The following is a 16,642-nucleotide window of genomic DNA, read 5'->3' on the forward strand; positions in this document are numbered from 1 at the left end:
CGAAATTCCTACCAGACGTTACCGACACTGGACTGACGGCAACGCGTACGATCCGACTCGAGGTTGGTGGGTCTGTTGCGTGAAACAGCGCTTCGCGCAACCATACCCATGCCCCGTTGCAGTCGATTGCTGACGGTGCGACGTTTTCAGCCAACCATAGTTTCGCGTCGCGAGCGGTCATTATGGGCGGGTTCTTGCGGATACGGCTTGCACGACGTCTAAGAGTCCGGTGGCGACCATGGCGGCGACTGCGACGACCACGCCGGGCCGCAGCCAGCAGCGACGTCGGTCGAGCGACTGCCCGTGAGAGGTCCGCAATCTCGAACATGACGCCAGGGTTCGCTGTCGAGTTGGAATGGCGCGCCAGGCGTGCGGCTGGCGATCTGGTTGGAGACCTTGCTCATCTCGCTGGGCAATGCGCATCACCTTGATGACAGGGTAGAGGTCTGGAATCTGGTTGACGTGGTGCGAGGTAGCGTCACGTCAACTGTGTCAGCGCACCGCATGCCCGAATAGGCGCGCGAGCTCGTCGCCGACCAGCGCGGCGATGGGCTCGTGTGACGAGGACCGCACCCCGGCCGACAGAGTCTCTTCGATCTTGACGAGCTGCTGCCGGGCATTGTGGACGCTCTGGCGGGCTGGTTCGGATTCATCGGCATGCCGAAGGGGCCGGCAGCGCCTCGATCGTGGTACCGGATTGCGCCGCGGTCGATCAACCGGCCACGCGTTGTGGGGCTGTTTGGAGGGTGCATGGCGGAACCGACCTACGAAAGCCGGCGACCACGCTGCAGATCGATCTCCTGTAGTCACCAGCTCGAGCGGGCGTCTGAGGTGGTCGTTGACCCACTCGGATCGTTCATGCCAATCAACTCTGTGGGCCCGAACCGCAGGGAGTGGCCATCCGAGCTGGCCCTATACCTGCGGCCGGGTGGCCGAGCGGCTTGTTTGCGCGTGACCGGCCTTGGGTCCCCCGGGGGAGGACCACCGCCCGAGTCTCGCTCGCACGCCGTCGAGCAATGTGTCATGACGTCGGTCGTGGGGCCGCGGACCGAGATAGAATTCGGCACCATGGCCACCCCCATGCCCGACCTCGCCTCTCGCCACGAGGTGGTCGATCTGTTCGCCGGCCCCGGGGGACTTGATGTGGGGGCTCACTGGCTAGGCATGAAGACCAATGGCATCGAACTCGACCGTCACGCCTGCGCTACCAGGGCTTCAGCGCGGTTGCCTACCGTGCGGGGCGACGTCCGAGACTTCGGGCCAGATGACTTTGCTGATGCGAATATTCTCGCTGGGGGCCCGCCCTGTCAGACATACACCCTGGCGGGCAACGGCGCAGGTAGGCAAGCGTTGAACAAAGTTCTTGCTCTCGTAGATGAGATGGCAGGTGGGGCGGATGTGACCAAGAGCCTGACGATGTTCGAGGACGAGCGAACCGGGTTGGTGCTCGAGCCACTCCGATGGGCGCTACAGGCTGTTCGGCTGGGAAGGCCGTATGAAGCAGTCGTGATGGAGCAGGTTCCGGCAGTGCTGCCGATCTGGCAAGCCATCCAGACAGCCTTGGAGCGGCACGGGTACGGGGCGGACTGCGGGATCCTGAGGACCGAGCAGTTCGGCGTGCCGCAGACTCGCCGTCGCGCCATACTCATCGCCCGCTGGCAGGGGCAAGTAAGGCTTCCAGCTCCCACGCATCAGCACTTTCGTAAGGGAGTGCCGCGCCAAGCTGAGATGGGTCTGGAACCCTGGGTTTCTATGAGCGAGGCACTCGGCCGAGAACACTCATTTACCGTTGTTTCCAACTATGGAAGCGGTGGCGATCCGAAGAATCGGGGTCGACGGGAGTGGGATGAACCGTCGGCAACGGTGACAGGCAAGGTCACCCGTAATCGGATCGAGTTAGCAGACGGGACGACAACTAACTTGACCTTGCAGGAAGCCGGCCGCCTGCAGACATTCCCCTCCGACTACCCGTGGTCGGGAAACGACGTCAGCCAGCAAATCGGCAATGCGATCCCGCCACGACTTGCGGCTCACGTGCTTGCAGCCGCAACGGGTATGACGCTGGACCCAACATTTCTCGACAGAGCAGTGACTTCGAAATGGTCGAAGTCAAGTGGCGGCGTTCCTATGTTGTCCGGTGTTATGTGAAATGGCGACCTGGTCGTGAACTCCGATAACGCACAAGCGAATTATCACGCCTCGGCACGATCGCACGGGATGAGTGCGATCGACGCTGACGCCGCTCGACGTCTTCACCAGTGGTCCTGGTCGGAAGACTCGCGAAGTTCGCTGCATGACGCTCGATTGCGCTGACTGCGAGCAGGGACCGAGCTCTCACCAGCTGTGAGCCAGTGTATCCATCAACTTGGCCCACCTACGAAGGTCGCCTGCTTAGGGGTAGTTGTAACGCCGTTGAATTCCACACCGACTGACTCGAGAGGGCGTACTCGAGAAGCCTGTCGCGTGAGCAGTTGAAGGAGGTGCTGAGCGAATCCAAAGTGGCGGTCGCGCATGCACGCGACGTGCTCCGCGTCCATGAGGCTTGCGGAAGCAGCGACGAGGCCGTCGATCAAGCAAGGACTGATCTGAAGGCGCGAGAACTTGCCCGAACCCATGCTCAGCTTGCGTTGAATGCGAGTAAGGCGGATCCCGAACGGCAAAGAGTTGCCGAGGAACGTAGGCGTGCCCACGCGTTGGAATGGGCGGAGGAGCTCAAAGCCGAGCGTGAGGCGGCAGAGGTTCGAAAACTCGCCGAATTGCAAGAACAGCGAGACTACAATGATGAGACACGATCAAGCGTCCGAGCTTTGCCCAGTGGGCTACCTGGATCGAGACTTCGCTAGGCAAACACGATACGGTTGTGTTCACAGTAGGGTGTAGGCGGCGCTCACACGCGCGCGTGTTAATCCGAGCGGATCGGATCAGGTCGGTAGGTGAACGGCCGATGAGTACCCAAGCCGGGGCGCAGACTTTGCAACGCTGAGAATGTCCACGGGAGCTGATGGGCCGCAGTCGCTCTGGTTGACCGCACTCCGGGTTTTGCGCCTTTCTCCACAGGCTGCAATCGCCTCGACGCTGAAGTTGCGGTATATCGTCGTGGTTCGTCGGGGAACCTTAAAGAATCAATATCATGAGCGAATCCTTCATCTACGGCGAAGTCGACGGGAACCTAGTGTTTGCGAGGCGCGATCTCGCAGAGCGATTGAGTGCCCTGCGGTCGGAGTTCGTGAACTGGGGCAAGGCGCGAGCGACGCTGGACACGGCCACTCTCGATGAGATTGACTCAGTGTTCTCGCAATCTGAGATCGATCAGCCCGAAGATGCCGAACCCTTCGATTTGGATGTCATCCCAGGGCATGCCGATGGAGACTGGCCGCAGTGGCCCGCCAAGATCATGCTCGCAGAAGTCCCAACCGAAGTGATCAAGAAATACGGCCGGGTCGAGAGCAGTGTCCTGAACGGCGAATTCCTGATTCTGCGACCCGAATCGGAGACGGAGATCGTGCAGGAGTTGCGGGCGCATGGTTGGGAATGCGATCGCGATGACTCCATGATCTTGCGTGCGTCTGGGTTCTAGTTCGTGGCAGAGTTCACTTTCGGATTGCTGCGGAGACGCGCGTTAATACAGGCTTCTGCTATTGACAACAGCGAAGGCGTTGCCCGTATGGTCATTTCTGGGTATCACTGCTATAAGGCGGTGACAGATCGATTCGCATGCCCACGAGCTCTTCGGGGTCCGCTTCGAGTCCCCGCTTCCTGAGCAGCGCAAGCATGTCTTCCTGTCGCGGCTGGCTGAAGGTGAGTGGTTACACAGCTAGATCACTCTTCAGGCGCTCCAGTCGGGCCAGGTCAACGCTGAGCGGATACGCAACAAGTGCCGCCCGATCTTCGCCGGCTCCGGGTGACGCTATGACGCAAATCACATAAAAGTGGCCTGATGCCCAGTGGGGTGCGAAGTCGCCGAGATTCGTCTGCTCGTCTAAACCCATTGTGTAGGCCCCCCGCCAAGGGTCGCATGCTAACGGCACTAGAAGAGAGCCCTCGCGAACACCCACCCAAAGGCGCGATCGGCGGCACGCAGTGTGGTCGCGAGCTACCGCGCCAGTTAGCTCTGCGGCGGCAAGCTGATTGAGACCGTCGAGCATGAACTGGTCGAGGCTGTCGCCAGCGCCATCGTTGGTGGTTTCGACGAAACGGCCATCAAGAACGGAATCGCCGAATGTCACGGGTTCGACACCTGGTCCGGCCGTCAGGTGGACCGGTTCATCCAGAGGGCGCACAACGCTGCGCAGCAGAACGCAATGCAGGCTGTATATCCATCCTCTCTCGGGCTTGCGAGTTCTGGAGCGGAACGCGCAGATACGGCTGATCCGCCGGGGCGTCAGTGCAGGCCACCGACGGTGGCCCAGTCGATGATGGGTTAATCGCCTGGCGCCCACACCGGCGGTCGTCGCCCGCGGTGATGGTTCGTGCGCCACCGGTTCTTCTCCTCGGCGATCAGTCGGCGGATGTTGCGGTCCGGCACAGCGTAGCCGGCATTGCGGGCGATCAGCAGGATCCGTTCGGCCGAGATCCGGCCCTGCGACTTCTCGACCCGTTCGGCCACCGCGTCGCTGACGGCGGCGTAGTTCCGCGTCCGCTCTGCTCTCCGCGGCGGTGACTGACCCGCCTGGTCGGCTTCCAACTCCTTGACGGTGCGTTTGACGGTCTTGTGGGTGGTGCCGACGAGCGCAGCAGCTCCTCGGTACGACCCGACTTCACGATAAACGGAAATGATGTCCATGCGTTCCCTCGCAGACTTCAATGGAACTCCCCGAGCGCGGTGTGTGGTTGGCACCGTCACCGCTCGGGCCACGAGTCCCTGATCGGCACGACGAACACGGGGTGGGGACTTTCAGCTGACCACCAGTGGGGACCTCGACCTGGCCACCAGTGGGGACTTTCTCATGGCCGCGGATAATATCAGGGCGGTGCACCTGGAGCGGCCTCTGCGGTTTCTTTCGTGGACGTCAGCGGCGTGTCGAGATACCTTTCGATTAGTTGAAGACTGACGAGCGATTGAGCGGCGGAAAGATCAATCTCGGTGCACGGCGAACCAGAGTTCGGGGTTACGCTGGCCCTTAAGTGTTCTGGCATGAATGCTTCCCTTCGCCTTGCGAGGGTCAACACGGTAATGCATTATCGAACTCGGAGACTGACCTGAGAATATAACTACGACGGCATCCAGGGCTATGGTTAAGCCGGACCGGATCTTGCACTGCAGCTCTATCGGCGTCAAATAGCCCTCACGTCAGTTAAGGGCGATACTTCTGCAAAAATTTGCTCAGCGTTGATCCGAGCGTCATCTGAGGCGAAGCATGAGTCTCGGAACACAACTCGCAGCGGTTCCCGCTTGGCAAGAGAACGAACCAGGTCGGGTGAGACTGCGCTGTCGAAGCAGGCGAAAAGCGCACCATCATCGACTACGAAAATCTCGTTGCCGTCCACTTGTTCCACAGTGATCGGCAATGTCAGTTCAAGTCCCCAGTCGAGGAGCACTTGAAACAGGAGGTCCTCTCCGCTGCGACCAGGCTTCACGCTGTCTTGAAGACCGGCCAATTCGTATTGATTCGTCTCGTCAGGTGTGAGAAGAACGTCGGTGAGATTGTTGGAGTCCACCCGCAAATAGCGGAAGCCTAAGTCGAGGTCCGCTTGGGCCAGGCCAGCGCGTTCGGCCACCGCCGCAGATGCCCGAACGAGCCGCTCTCGACCGAGCTCACTAATAGTGGAAAACCCCGCACTCGCTGCATCGCTTTTGACATCGAGGTCTTCAGCGATCTGTACACATATGAACGAGCGTCGACCACCGTCAGCCGCATTCTGCTCCATAACGGCATGTCCCGTCGTGGCCGAGCCTGCGAAGAAGTCGAGAACCAGGGCATCAGGGTCGGCAATCCACCCCAGCATTCGACGAACCAATGCGGGCGGCTTTGTGTAATCGAAGTACTTTGCCATCCCCAGATTCGCGAGTGCCTTCGCTCCTTGATCGTTAGTCACTCCGTCTAGAAAATCTCGTGGACGCTTTCCGTCTGCGAGCCTGTCCTCAAGGTAATATTTTGTATATACATTCCATTTTGACTGGTCACCCCGTTCGTCTTGCAATGGACTCGTCGACGTCTCTTTGAAGATCAACAATTTCTTATTCTTCAAGTATGTATCAAAGCTCCAACGCCAGACTCGATCCTCGCGGGACTCCGGTGGGCGGTTGGCGGCATCTTCGACTGAATTTGGGCGCCTCGGGCCAGGCGGAACTACAAAAGATCCATCAGGACACTGGATCCAATAGCGCTGATTTGAGCACCCACGTAGTGGATCGAGACTCGCCTGATACAGGCCTACAGTCGCGAACGCACCGCGTTCGTCGACGGCTGAGAATTTTCGCCGGTATGCCTCGTCGATTTCGTCCATCAACGGGCCGACTGCGTCCGCGTTCCTCGCAACCGTCACCAGGTAATCCTTCGACGGCGCAAAGTGCGTTCCCTTATTGGAGGTCTTTTTCGTAACACGTGCCACGCTTGCCAAGTAGTTTTTCGCGCCGAACAGCTCTTTGCAAACTTCGACTATGCCCGCGTGTTCTCCGTCGTCGATAGACACCACGAGGACTCCATCTTCGGACAAAAGATTTCTGGCCAGCTTCAGGCGTGGGTACATCATACTGAGCCAGTCCGAATGAAAGCGACCGTTCGTTTCGAGATTAGCTACTAAGCGTGAGCCGACACCGTCGTCCTGGCTCGATTCGACGAGGAACTCCGCCTGGGTTTGTGTGAAGTCGTCATCGTAGAGAAGGTCATTGCCTGTGTTGTAAGGCGGGTCAATATAAATCAACTTAACCTTGCCCAGATACGACTCCTGGAGCATCTTAAGAACGTCGAGATTGTCGCCCTCGACGAAGAGATTTTTTGTCGCGTCAAAGTCGACAGACTGCTCGCGAAGGGGCCGAAGCGTTTTAGCGATCGGAGTGTTGGCTGTGAATGCTGCGGCCCGCTTCCCCGGCCAGTCGAGTTGATACCGCTCCTGACGACCCTCGACGAGTTGATCGGAGAGCTCTTGACGCAGCAGGTCGAAGTCGACAACTCGGACCAAAGTTCCATGGGGATCAACAGTCTCGGTCATGACCCCAGGAAAGATCTCGGCGATCTTTTCTATGTTCACGGCCGTCGTGTCTGGTGTCGTCATGCGCAGCTTCTCCATAGTGAACTCCTAAGGTTGTCTTACCCAGTATCGGGGTCCGGCTCGGTTTTTCACACGTCAGTCCGCAAACATAGCTTGGTGGGTCTTGACGGTCGACGCAGCTTGACCGAGCGATGGAGCTAAACGGTCGATCGCGGCAAGCATATTCCCTCAAAACTTGGTCGTCCGTGGCTCCGATGTCAAAGATCCGTGTCTCACTTACCTCGACAGCTCGGGTCCAATGGGGACACGCTAGATGAGGCACCGGATCGAAAGACAGCGACCTGCAAGTAGACAGCCCTCATGCGGTGACGAGCTGCATCAGCTTGGTGTAGTCGGTCACGACGTCGTAAGTAACGTCCTGGCCATTCTTAGAGTTGATTGAGGCGAAGAATTTCCGGGCGCATTCAATTTTGGCGTTCTCGACCCCCTTGAGCTGGAGCGTTGAGAGTGACCCTTTGGTCTCGGCGACGAAGTAGACGTGCTTCACGCTGCCCTCGGTGAATGCGATCGCCCAATCGGGGTTGTAGTCTCCGACAGGGGTTGGGATGAAAAAGCCCCGCGGCAGCTTCGCGTATACAACGACCTCTTTGCTGGTGTCTAGTTCGGCGACAAAGTCGCGTTCTACTTTGGAGTCGGTGACGACGTAGTCATAGATGTGCTTCGAAAGCTTGCTGCCGGCGTGGGTTAAGTCCTGTTTGGTCTGATTATCAGTGAAGATCGCTGAGTCAAACCTCTCCTCTAAAACGTCGTATGTCAGATGCTCGACGATCACAGTCGCCTTCTGCTCGTTGATAAGCCGGGCCGCCTCGGTTATGAATTGTTCCGGATTGAGGCGATATTTCGAGAACGTCGCCGGGGTGACCCCACCCAGAATGGCAGCTGCGGTGCGGCGGGTAAGCTTGGTCTTCTCGGTAATTTCACCCAATAAATCATATTTGACCTGCGAGCCGGCGGTCGTGGTCTCGTTGTGGGTCTGCGTGCTTGACACCTTGAACCCGGTGGCGTTGGTGAGGTCATCGGTTTCAAGGTGATCCCGCTGTTGTCCGGCCTGGACGAGGTACTGCATAGAAGCAACGTTGAGGACTTTGTCCAGCGCCTGGACGCACTTGCCGATCAGCTCATTCGAGTCAAATTCGACCTGGTAAACAGCCTTGTGATTAATCTGCCGCCAGAGTTCTTGGAACTCTTTCTTGGCGTAGTTTGCCTCGCTTAGCGGAATCTTCTTCGGCTTGCGGCCGTCCTCACCGATGATTGTCACGTCGAGGTACAACAATTCCACCAACGGCCAGACGCAGTCGATGACCGGCCGCAGCACCTCGGATGTCGGATAGGCGAGAGTGCCAGTCGCCTTTGCGTGGTTGTATGCCTCGGAAACGGTGTCGTCTTCGTTTAGGTAGTCGTTCCTTTTCAGGTAGCTGTACATCGCCTGAGCTAGTCGTTCCTCGACGACGGACTCGCCGTCGGCAGTCTGGATTGTTTTGCCGGTGAAGAACTTGACACTCGCCTTGCGCGGACGTGCGGCCAGCGAGTCGGCAATCTCTTTCTGGAGTCCAGTGACGAAGTCGGTATAGGACTCGTCGGTGACGACCGTCAGCTCGTTGATGTCGTGAACTGTGATCGGGTTGTCCATGCGTTCGCCACTCTGGTTGACGGCAAGACGCAGACCACGGCCAATTTCCTGCCGGCGGGAAACAGTATTGTCACTCTTCTTGAGCATCCCCATCACGAACACGTTTGGGTTGTCCCAGCCCTCACGCAGCGCGGAATGGGAGAAGAGGAACCGCACGGGCTCTTCGAACGACAATAGACGTTCCTTGTTTTTAAGGATGAGATCGTAAGCGTCAGTATCGGAGGACAGGCCCTTTTCATCACCTCGGGCGCTAACGTTGCCATCGACCTGCCGTTTAGTCCTCATGTCAATCGAGAAGTAGCCCTCATGCACCGCACGGACCTCGTCGCGACGTAGGTACTCCTGGTACGCGGCGGTGGGGCGGTCGAGGGCGAGTTCGCCGAGCATCTCATCGCGTAGAACTGCGAACTCCTCCTGGAAGACGAGGGCGTAGTCGCCCAATGTGTCCTCGCGGTCGTAGTTGCGGTACTTCGCGACCTCGTCAACGAAGAACAGAGAGAGAACTTTTATGCCTTGGCTGAAAAGCTCCCGCTCCTTGTCGAGGTGGGCATGGATCGCCTCACGAATCTGGATGCGACGCTTGGTTTCCTCGGTCACGTCACGGTCGGCCAGTTGGCCGGCGGCAATGTCGTCGCCATTGCTGAGGGTGATTGCGTCGCGGTTGGCATCGATCTCGGTGATGAAGAGGCCCTTATAGGCCTCGATCCCGTTCGACACGTCATGCAGGTTCGCACCAACATCAAGCCGCTTTACCAGCCGCTTGATCGGACCGGCCTTTAGCTGCACCTCGATCTCAACTCGGGCACGGGGTTTGGCGCCCTTCGCGATCTCGATTGCGTCGAGATACAGGTAGGCGTTCGAACCGGCTAGCCCCTTGACTGTGATCCCACGGACGGCGATCTTCTTCACCAATTTTTGGTTGTAGGCGGCGAGGGCATCGAGTCGGTGAACTTTGGTGTGCTCGACCTTGTGTGTGGCAGAGTAGCGCAGCATCATGAGCGCGTTGAACCGTGACAACGCCTCCAGTGACTTTGGGGCACCGATCTTTTGAGGCTCATCAATGATTACGACCGGACGGTTGGCACTTATAACGTCGATGGGGCGGCGCGATTGAAAGTCGTCGAGCTCGTCGTAGATACGACGGTTGTCCTTGCCCGTGGCGTTGAAGGCTTGGATGTTGATGATCATGACCTGGATGCCGGCGTCGGAGCTGAATCTCTCGAGCTCGTGGAGCTGTGACGATTTGTAGATGAACGAGCGCGGTTTTGTGCCATAGACTTGCTGGAAGTGTTCGGCGGTCACGTCAAGCGACTTCTGCACACCCTCCCGGATAGCGATCGATGGAACGACGATGATGAACTTCGACCAGCCGTACCTTTTGTGCAGCTCCAAGATTGTCTTGATGTAGACGTAGGTCTTCCCCGTGCCCGTCTCCATTTCGATGTCAAGGTTCGGAGCTCCAGGCGCGGCCTTGCTGTCGGCCAGCTTGGCTGACAGCGGCAAGTTGCGGAACCGCTGTACCTTATGGACGTTTTCAAGTAGCTGCGTATCAGTAAGAGCGATCGGGGCGTTGCGTAAACCCGAGTCCGAGGTCTCGTTCGCTTCGAACAGAACCGGGTTAGCGGCTGGCTTCTTCATGCCGGGATCGATCCGGTACGAAATGCCGTCGTGCTTGGGCTGACCGGCGAACACCTCGACGACCGAGTCGACTGCGTCGGTCTGGTACTGCTGAACCTTAAACTGAAACTTCATCGTGTCAGATCGCTTTCACGTCAGTTGCCGGTGAGACCTCGCGGAAAATTTGCTCCGCGTTGATACGAGCGTCGTCGGAGTTGAATCCCGAGTCGCGGAAGACCGCACGGAGGGGTTTACGCTCGGCGATCGTGCGCACGAGCTCAGGTGTGAGCCCGGCATCAAAGCAAGCGATCAGGGCGCCGTCCTCAACGACGAACACATCCTGACCGTAGACCGGCTCGACAGCGATCGGCATCGTCAATTCGAGTCCCCAATGTAATAGGACCTGAAACAGCAGGTCCTCACCTGAGCGGTCCGGCTTCACGCTCTTCTGCAGATCCGCAAGTGCGAGCTGATTCGTCGCGTCTGGCGGGCGCAGCACATCCATCATGTTGGTCGAGTCGACGCGAACAAGTCTGTGTCCAACGTCGAGCGAGTTTGTACCCACCGCGAGTTCTGCGGCGACATTCCGGAGTCGTTCGAGGCTCATGCCGAGGATGGAGTCGAACGATGGCTCGGGGGTGGTGAGCGGCTCCTGGATTTGCACGGCGATGAAGCGGCGGTTGCCACCATCGGCGGCATTCTGGGCGAGCACGGCGTGCGGGGTGGTTCCACTGCCGCCGAAGAAGTCCATGACGATATCTTCTGAGTTTGCCGAGGTTGCAAGTTGTAGGATGCGCTGAATGAGTTGTACGGGTTTCACCGAGTTCATTACGTTCTCAGTGTGCTCGAATTTGACATATTTCAGGAGAGTTTTCTTAGCGTCCTGCGTGTGTCCCACCTCGGCATAAGGCCAGAGTGTCTGTGGAGTACGACCGTCCGACACTTCGGATAGGTAGCGCTTCAGTCGGGGCACACTATCTGGACTAGCGCCCCACCAGATTCGGCCGTCGGCTACAAGCTCGTTAAACCGTTGTTTGGAAAATCTCCAGTAACTACCTTTCGGTGGTCCATCAATGATCCGTCCTGAAGGGGTTTCAATCGGGTATAGACCTGCGTCGTACCGATTCCGCGCGGCTAGGTCGGATGAGGCCCACGGGCCACGGGCATCATTGTCCGGGTTTTTATATCGGGCGTCCATCTCGGTCGTTCGCGGAAGAGGGTTGGGCGCCCAATGCTCCTTGTTACGCGCAAAAACTAAGATGTAGTCATGGTCCTCAGAAAACCACTGCGCGGAGTTTTTTGGCGAAAAGACCTTCTGCCAGATTATCTGTGCCACAAAGTTCTGCGCGCCGAAGATTTCTGATGCAATCTCTCTGAGATTGTCCACCTCATTGTCATCGATTGATATAAAGATGACTCCATTGTCTGTAAGAAGGTTGCGAGCAAGCTTTAGGCGCGGGTACATCATGCTGAGCCAGTCCGAGTGAAACCGCCCGTTGGAGTCAAAGTTAGCGACGAGCCGATTTCCTCCACCGTCAGTTTGGCCGGAACGGACGAGGTATTCGTGCGTAGACTCAGCAAAGTCGTCGTCATATATGAAGTCTCGGCCGGTGTTGTACGGCGGATCTATGTAGATTAGTTTGACCTTGCCGAGGTAGGACTCCTGGAGGAGTTTCAGCGCGTCGAGGTTGTCCCCCTCGATGAAGAGATTCTTCGTGGTGTCGAAGTCAACAGACTCTTCACGCTTAGGTCGTAGGGTCTTTGCGATCGGGGCGTTGGCTGCGAAGGCGGCAGCACGCTTACCGGGCCAGTCAAGCCTGTAGCGCTCCTGCGGCCCCTCGACGACGTGATCGGACAGCTCCTGACGCAGTACGTCGAAATCGAGGGCTTTCGTCTGGTTTCCGTCGTCGTCGAGTGTCTCGGTGACAACGTTAGGGAACAACTCGGCAAGTCTGCCAATATTGGCCGCGGTCAAGTCGGGTGACGTCATGCGCAGTTTTTCCACGGGCTAGCTCTGCCTTTTCATTTCAGTAAGTCCAACTCTGTTTGCTTCGTCCTCAGGGTGCGGCGTAGCTCAATCTTGCGATTGAGCTGCGGCTCGGTGCGGAGCTTGCGCTCCAGCGCGGCGACCTCTCGTTCCAGCTTGCGTGCGGTCTGCAATCTGGTTGCGATCTCCGCCACGTCCTCACCCGGCCGCGCCGCCACCGGCGTGAGTGGATCCAATAAAGCTATGTATAAGGCGGACAGTGCGACGGAGGTCGGGAGCGGTTTCCGATCGGCATTGGCCAGTTGCCAACCAGTGCTGTAGTACGCGCTGAGCTGAGGCGCACCAGAACCGAGCTGCTTGTGTGCGGCGGCCATTCGGACACTTCGCGCCGCGCCCTCGCCGCGGCTGATCTCGAATACGATGGGGAAGGGGATAGCCTTGTCGATCGCGGTCAACACAGGTTCGGAGACGTCATTGCCCTTCGCGTCGATCTGGAAGACCTGGATCTCGGGGACCCCGGTACTGCCGGCCAGGTTGATCGTGTCCTCGGCCAGCTTGTACGCCCAGGTGATGCGCTGTACCTCGGAGATGAATTTCTCGCGCACTACGGTAGGGACGGTGCCGTGCTGGTAGAACTTCTCCTTCGGAACTTTGCTGCCGTACCTCGCAGCGGCAGGCCAGCGGTACAGCTGATTAGCCTCTGGGTCACCCATCGGCCTGTGCCCTGTTATTGGTGTCGACGACGGCGATGAACGCGATGAGCTCAAAGTCGTCGAGGCCGGCGATGGTCTGCGTGAGCGCGGTGGTGTGACCACCGGTGAACAGGCTGTCGATGTCGCGTTCCTCGGTGACATCGATCATCGAGTAGATCGCCCCGGTGAGGAGTTCGGAGTACTTACCCATGTTCGCGCCTTCGCCGGTGGCTGCATTGAAGGCGCAGACGACGTCGACAACAGGCTTGTCATGGGGGCGGCACGACGCACGGATGAGGTCGAGCAGATGCTTGGCTTCGGTGTGGTCTGCGATGACGACGCCGTCGTCGTCGAGGTACACGAGGTAGTTCGGGTGAAGTCGATTGCCGCGGTTGGCGTTCTCGTCTGCATTCACATTGCGCAGCGCGAAGATCACGCCAGGTTTCAGGCCGCTGGCGGAGTCCGCTGGCACAACGGCGTGGAGGCCCTTCGGCGCGGCAGCAAGGTCGCCATACTCCTTGAGATAGCCGAGTAGGTCCATGCGGAAGTCGTTGAGCCCGAGATCGGTAATGGAAACGCCAGTGCGGACATCTTCGAGCTCGATATCGTCATCCTGAAGCTTTCGGAGCTGTTCCTTGCGGAATGCTACGTCGTTGTCCTCAAGGGTGAGGACGTTGTCGTCGGCGGTGCCTGCGAGGTCGGCAATGACCATTCGGTTCTCGACGCGTTCCTTGAGGTTGATGTATTCGTCGAGGGAGATATCGGGCCAGAAGTTCACCAGCTGTATCTGAGCATTGGTCGAGCCGATGCGGTCGATGCGGCCGAAACGCTGGATGATTCTTACCGGGTTCCAGTGGATGTCGTAGTTGATCAGGTAATCGCAATCCTGAAGGTTCTGTCCCTCGCTGATCACGTCGGTCCCGATGAGGACGTCGAGATCGCGTGTCTCTTTCGGCATTGTGAGGTGACGCTGCTTCGACCGAGGTGAGAACAAAGCCATGATCTGTTGGAAGTCGAACCCAGTGCCGAGCGTTGTCTTCGCGCTGTGACTGCCGCCGGTGATGAGGGCGGTCGCCAATCCGGCGTCGGCGAGGACGGGGGCGAGTTCGCGGTACAGGTAGTTGGCCGTGTCGGCGAACGCGGAGAAGACCAGAACCTTGCGGTTGCCTGGGTTAATAGGGTGCGTGGTCTTTCCCTCGATGAGTCGCTTGAGTGTCTGGAGTTTGCGGTCGTGGTCTGGGGTGACCTTGTGCATCTCCGCGAGGAGACCCTGCAGGGTCTCGCGATCGTTCCAAAGGTCGCGTCGCCACGACACGATGTCGATGTCGTCGAGGTCGATCTTGATCTTCTCCCCGAAGGAGAGTGCTTCGATGTCCTCGTCGTCGATGTCCAAATCGAGGTCCGAAAGGTCGGTGCCTAGATTGGCAGCAGAGGCTGCGTGGGAGTCGAGACGGCTCAACGTCCGCTGTGCCGCCTGTTCGATTTTGGCCAGGGTCAGGCGGAACGAGTCGACCGAGCTCTCCAACCGCTTGAGGAGATTGACGGTCATGAGCTTCTTGAGACCCTGCTCGCGGCCACGCTGACCTAGGTTAGATCGTGCGCCGCCGACGGTGACGTTGAAAAGGTCCTCGTACTTACCGATGCGGCTCGGGAAGACGTACGCCAGCGGCGTGTAGACGGCGAGTGTGAGCGCTTGGAGCTGCTCGAAGATGTCGTTAAAGCCCGGCACTTCCGGCAGGTCGGTGAGCGGCTCGCGTACTGACTTTGGTGGCAATCGCTCGGGGAACGCACCGATCTCGGTCATGTCGTAGAACGACTCAATGTGCTTGCGCGAGCGGGCGATAGTGACCGCATCGAGCAGCTCGAAGAAGTCGAAGTGGAGCATCTGCAGGATACGAGCAGTGGTGCGATCCTCCGGGTCAAGCTTGGACCACTCGTTGAAAACAGTTTGCGCGTCTTTGAAAACCTTCTCGACCGTGGTGGAGATCTTCAGGTGTTGAGAGAGATTCTCGGACTCACCCTCGTATGCGAGCTGGAGCTGGTTCTTCAAATCGTTGAACCGGTTGTTCACCGGGGTCGCTGACAGCATGAGTACCTTGGTTTTCACGCCCTCGCGAATTACTTTCCGCATGAGCCGCTGGTAACGGGACTCCTTCTCGGCGGCGTAGTCAGCGTTGCGGAAGTTGTGCGACTCGTCGATGACGACCAGGTCATAGTTGCCCCAATTGACTCGGTCGAGTCTTAATCCCAGCGACTCTCCGCGGGTTCGCGAGAGATCGGTGTGGGCCAGCACGTCGTAGTTGAAGCGGTCACCAGCGAAAATGTTCGTTGTCAGGTTTGCGTTGTAATTCGTCCAGTTTTCCGCGAGCTTTTTCGGGCACAGCACGAGAACAGACTTGTTGCGTAATTCGTAGTACTTGATGACCGCTAGCGCAGTGAATGTCTTGCCGAGGCCGACGCTGTCGGCGAGGATGCAACCGTTGTACGTCTCAAGCTTGTTGATGATTCCCGTCGCAGCATCATGCTGGAAGTTGTACAGGCTTTGCCAAACTTTCGTTTTCTGATATCCGGTGCGGTCGTTCGGAAGTACGTCCTCGTTGATGTCGTCGAGGAACTCGGCGAACAGGTTATAGAGAATCAGGAAGTAGATGCGGACCGGTGAGTTCTCGGCGTACACGCTCGCGATGTGGTTATGCACCGCGTCAGTGACGTCATTAAGCTGATCATTGTTGTCCCAAATCTGGTCGAACAGTTGTATGTACTGGGTCGTCATTGGTGCATCGTCGACTCGGTGAACCATGTTCGACACCGCGTTGCCCCGCTCGTAGCCGAGGTCCGAGGTGGTAAAGCCCTGCAGCGGCATGTAGGCGGCGTTGTCGTCCACCACCGCGAATTGCTGCATCGGGTTGCCTGTGGAGTTCGACCGGAACGTCACCTTCCGGCGCACCCAATCGGCGCACTCCTTCGCGATGGCGCGCTGGGTGAGCTTGTTGCGCAACCGGATCTCGAACTCTGAGCCGTACAGGCTGGACTCAGCGTGCTCAGCCGGGATGAAGTACTCGCGGCGCTCCTTTCGGAGCTTGTCGGTCACTTCTTCTGTCACGAACGAAGGCGAGGTAAAGATGAACTCCAGTCCGGAGACCTGCTCCAGTTCCTTGCGCAGTGCCTCGAACGCGAAGATCGAAAATGTAGACGCGGCAATGCGAACCTTTGAGCCTGGCTTGAGCTCGGCTCTAAGGTCATCGCCTAGCAGATCGTTAACGTTGTCGATGATGCGCAAATTCAGTCCCTTGCCCTATATCGGCCTGAGTCAGTTCCGCCGATTCGGAACCAGCCATCGATCTCGATGGCTTGAAACTCCCGCAAGCGGCGGATCTTGTGCGCCGGCGCGTCCTTTTTGGCGGGTTCGGCATAAACGCCTTTTGTGGTTAGGCCCATGTGGTTGGAGATGTCGACGGCAGGAAGCCAGCGTTCGGGCACGGGCGGACTCCCCTCAGGCTTGCA

General features: G+C 58.3%; 7 protein-coding genes and 1 pseudogene. 2 read left to right on the plus strand and 6 right to left on the minus strand.

The window, feature by feature from the left end; genetic code table 11:
* Positions 1-1,068 precede the first annotated feature (1,068 nt).
* Together HQ325_RS15365 and HQ325_RS15370 are read left to right on the plus strand one after the other, a co-directional pair.
* Positions 1,069-2,148, plus strand: a complete 1,080-nt coding sequence (locus tag HQ325_RS15365; RefSeq protein WP_261778153.1) for a DNA cytosine methyltransferase — start codon at positions 1,069-1,071, stop codon at positions 2,146-2,148.
* Between the two features lie 982 nt (positions 2,149-3,130).
* Positions 3,131-3,577: a hypothetical protein gene (locus HQ325_RS15370; protein ID WP_222630689.1), complete on the plus strand. Its 447-nt coding sequence runs from the start codon at positions 3,131-3,133 to the stop codon at positions 3,575-3,577.
* 846 nt (positions 3,578-4,423) lie between these two features.
* On the opposite strand, the pseudogene HQ325_RS15375 reads toward HQ325_RS15370, so the two are convergent.
* The 6 genes and pseudogenes from HQ325_RS15375 to HQ325_RS15400 form a co-directional block, all read right to left on the minus strand.
* A pseudogene (locus HQ325_RS15375) lies at positions 4,424-4,804 on the minus strand (IS21 family transposase); the annotation flags it as partial.
* Between the two features lie 470 nt (positions 4,805-5,274).
* On the minus strand, positions 5,275-7,230 hold the full coding sequence (locus tag HQ325_RS15380; RefSeq protein ID WP_261778152.1) for a site-specific DNA-methyltransferase: 1,956 nt from the start codon (positions 7,228-7,230) through the stop codon (positions 5,275-5,277).
* 280 nt (positions 7,231-7,510) lie between these two features.
* Positions 7,511-10,594 (minus strand): type III restriction-modification system endonuclease, encoded by a 3,084-nt coding sequence (locus HQ325_RS15385; RefSeq protein WP_222630691.1) that lies wholly within the window; start codon positions 10,592-10,594, stop codon positions 7,511-7,513.
* Positions 10,595-10,598: 4 nt separating this feature from the next.
* The gene (locus HQ325_RS15390; RefSeq protein ID WP_222630693.1) at positions 10,599-12,449 is read right to left on the minus strand and encodes a site-specific DNA-methyltransferase; all 1,851 of its coding nucleotides are present in this window, start codon (positions 12,447-12,449) and stop codon (positions 10,599-10,601) included.
* Positions 12,450-12,481: 32 nt separating this feature from the next.
* Positions 12,482-13,159, minus strand: a complete 678-nt coding sequence (locus HQ325_RS15395) for a DUF4391 domain-containing protein (RefSeq protein WP_222630695.1) — start codon at positions 13,157-13,159, stop codon at positions 12,482-12,484.
* Positions 13,152-16,418, minus strand: a complete 3,267-nt coding sequence (locus HQ325_RS15400; RefSeq protein ID WP_222630697.1) for a helicase-related protein — start codon at positions 16,416-16,418, stop codon at positions 13,152-13,154. The genes HQ325_RS15395 and HQ325_RS15400 overlap by 8 nt, the downstream gene beginning before the upstream one ends.
* Between the last annotated feature and the right edge of the window lie 224 nt (positions 16,419-16,642).

The organism is Rhodococcus sp. BP-349 (assembly GCF_019835845.1).
Taxonomy (GTDB): Bacteria; Actinomycetota; Actinomycetes; order Mycobacteriales; family Mycobacteriaceae; genus Rhodococcoides.

Bases quoted from the DNA above. Each gene is read 5' to 3' on its own strand.
- HQ325_RS15380 (WP_261778152.1), bottom strand. From the start codon at position 7,230: ATGGAGAAGCTGCGCATGACGACACCAGACACGACGGCCGTGAACATA.
- HQ325_RS15365 (WP_261778153.1), top strand. From the start codon at position 1,069: ATGGCCACCCCCATGCCCGACCTCGCCTCTCGCCACGAGGTGGTCGAT.
- HQ325_RS15385 (WP_222630691.1), bottom strand. From the start codon at position 10,594: ATGAAGTTTCAGTTTAAGGTTCAGCAGTACCAGACCGACGCAGTCGAC.
- HQ325_RS15370 (WP_222630689.1), top strand. From the start codon at position 3,131: ATGAGCGAATCCTTCATCTACGGCGAAGTCGACGGGAACCTAGTGTTT.
- HQ325_RS15390 (WP_222630693.1), bottom strand. From the start codon at position 12,449: ATGACGTCACCCGACTTGACCGCGGCCAATATTGGCAGACTTGCCGAG.
- HQ325_RS15395 (WP_222630695.1), bottom strand. From the start codon at position 13,159: ATGGGTGACCCAGAGGCTAATCAGCTGTACCGCTGGCCTGCCGCTGCG.